The organism is Litorimonas sp., from assembly GCA_029936425.1.
GTDB lineage: Bacteria > Pseudomonadota > Alphaproteobacteria > Caulobacterales > Maricaulaceae > Litorimonas.
In genome coordinates, this window is record JAPYSU010000053.1 from 1 (window position 1) to 1728 (window position 1728).

Genomic DNA, 1728 nt, shown 5'->3' on the forward strand with positions numbered 1-1728 from the left:
ACCCAGCGTAATACCGCTGAGAAAATCCTGAATCTGGTCGGACAGATCGCACCACAGATGATGGGTCAGGCAGGTATCGCCTTCCTGACAATCCCCATGGCCACCACAACGGGTGGCATCCACCGATTCATCCACCGCCGCAATCACCGCCGCCACGTCAATCTGCTCACTCTCCCGGCTCAGCTGATAGCCGCCGCCGGGGCCACGCACACTGCTCACCAGCCCATTACGGCGAAGCTTGGCGAACAGCTGTTCCAGGTAGGAAATGGAAATACCCTGACGCTCGGAAATATCCGCCAACGACACAGGCCCCGTCGCTGCATGCAGCGCCAGATCCAGCATCGCGGTTACCGCATAGCGGCCTTTGGTCGTCAAACGCATATCCACACCTTTCTTGCGTGTATTTAAAGAGTGAGAGTAGTAATCCCGAGCAATTTGGTCAAGTATTCTTGCTTTGCAAGACTAACGAACCCAGCCAGCAAATGATAGTGATTTTCATTTACACGGCAACTATGGCAGATTCCTTGCCCTACAGGCAACTTCTGATCAAACATTACCCAGCCTCACCGGCAATGCTTGACACCCGCCCCCACCTCACGGAAAATTCGCGACCTCAAATGGCAAGGTAGCTCAGCTGGTTAGAGCACAGCACTCATAATGCTGGGGTCGGCGGTTCAAGTCCGCCCCTTGCTACCAGACAAAGAAAAAGGGTTAGAGAGCGATCTCTAACCCTTTTTTGTGGCCGCCGATAGTCGCGCCGCGGCCGCATCAAGCTTTATGCGCCACTCAACAGGCTGACAACACCTGCTCTGTCCGAGTCAGCGCCCCCTTCTCCTCTCTCCTTGGGCTGTAGGAGCAACTCTCGAGGTGTGAACCAATGCGCCTCGACCTGGCAAAACAGAGAAACACGCGCACGGGGCAAAACCTCGTATCTTGAAGATCTCGAGATAAAACAGGATGATATCCTTGGTGAGTTGGTGCGGACTGCGTCGCGCAACAAGGAATAGAGGTCATCCAGCGCGCAGCGCAAAGATAGTTCTCAAATAGAATAAAATCTGCACATGATTACTGAACACAGCTCATAAAGTTCAGCACAGAATAAATTTCAATCTCAGGGAAGGGATATGAACACACCACGCCAAGGCTGGCAGCTTGCTCTGTCTGTCGCTCTCCTCTTTGGTTTATCCAATACCGCTCTAGCCGATGCCGTGCTTGAAAAGCGCATCACCAAGTACAAGCCCATCTGTTCAGACTACGAAAGTGCAAAGAAAATTGCAGAATGCCACCGTCCACCTGGTAGTTATCAAGCCGCATACCAAATGACTGGTGAACGAAGAAAACGGGCACTAGAACAAGGACGAAAGGCCATCAAGATGAGCCGTGATACAGACAGGCACATGCAGAACAAGTACCGCTACCGCTGAGAAAATAGATAATGAAATACCTGATAGCCTCACTACTCCTCGGTATTATTTTTTTCGCCCAAGCTGATGTCAGTAAAGAGATCGTTAAGGCTATCGGAAATTCAGCCGCCGGGATTGCGCGAGCCATTGCCGAAGAACAACGCAAAGCCTCCCAAGCCGCATCAATGACCGCCCTTTGTGAAAGCGAAGGCAACCATAGTAATTCCGCGCTTTGTTTCATGACTCCACAGGGGAAACGAGTCTGGGAACTGGAAGGAACCGAACGCGCTTACTGGATGAAAGTAGGTCAAGAGCACCACAAAGA

3 protein-coding genes and 1 tRNA gene are annotated in these 1728 nt (G+C 51.9%); 3 read left to right on the forward strand and 1 reads right to left on the reverse strand.

Going from position 1 to position 1728, the window contains the following annotated elements; translation table 11 throughout:
• Positions 1–381, reverse strand: a 381-nt coding sequence (iscR, locus tag ACN0IC_RS14895; RefSeq protein WP_416879561.1) for a Fe-S cluster assembly transcriptional regulator IscR, incomplete at its 3' end; no start/stop codon positions are given.
• A gap of 238 nt (positions 382–619) precedes the next feature.
• Here iscR and ACN0IC_RS14900 point away from each other — a divergent pair.
• The 3 genes from ACN0IC_RS14900 to ACN0IC_RS14910 all read left to right on the forward strand — a co-directional run.
• Positions 620–696 (forward strand) — tRNA-Met (locus ACN0IC_RS14900).
• A 428-nt stretch (positions 697–1124) separates the two neighbouring features.
• On the forward strand, positions 1125–1424 hold the full coding sequence (locus ACN0IC_RS14905) for a hypothetical protein (protein ID WP_039926282.1): 300 nt from the start codon (positions 1125–1127) through the stop codon (positions 1422–1424).
• 11 nt (positions 1425–1435) lie between these two features.
• On the forward strand, positions 1436–1728 hold a 293-nt coding region (locus tag ACN0IC_RS14910), incomplete at its 3' end, for a hypothetical protein (protein ID WP_416879562.1).